This is a genomic window from Colwellia sp. BRX8-7 (assembly GCF_014077275.1).
Classification (GTDB): domain Bacteria; phylum Pseudomonadota; class Gammaproteobacteria; order Enterobacterales; family Alteromonadaceae; genus Colwellia_A.
The window spans coordinates 1-303 of record NZ_JACGVP010000119.1 but is presented as its reverse complement, the minus strand read 5'-3'; the positions used below and the strand labels follow the sequence as shown (position 1 = coordinate 303).

Sequence of the window (303 nt, the reverse complement as noted above, 5' to 3'; positions counted from 1 at the left end):
AGATTTGAACTGACGACCTTCGGGTTATGAGCCCGACGAGCTACCAGACTGCTCCATCCCGCGTCCGAATGTCCTAATACCTTCTTAGGAAAGCCAAGTTGTTTTAATTCAAACTTAAGAATTTGCTTTTTATACTTAAGCGTAAGTTGGTTATCGGAGCCCATATCTAATTGAAAGGGAACTGACGACCTGATTTTATACTTATATCTTAAGTTGGTTGCGGGAGCCAGATTTGAACTGACGACCTTCGGGTTATGAGCCCGACGAGCTACCAGACTGCTCCATCCCGCGTCCGAATGTCCT

Annotated in this window: 1 tRNA gene; it reads right to left on the bottom strand. The window is 45.5% G+C overall.

The annotated features are described in order from the left end of the window. Positions 1 to 214 precede the first annotated feature (214 nt). A tRNA-Met gene (locus H4J57_RS19675) sits at positions 215 to 291 on the bottom strand. Between the last annotated feature and the right edge of the window lie 12 nt (positions 292 to 303).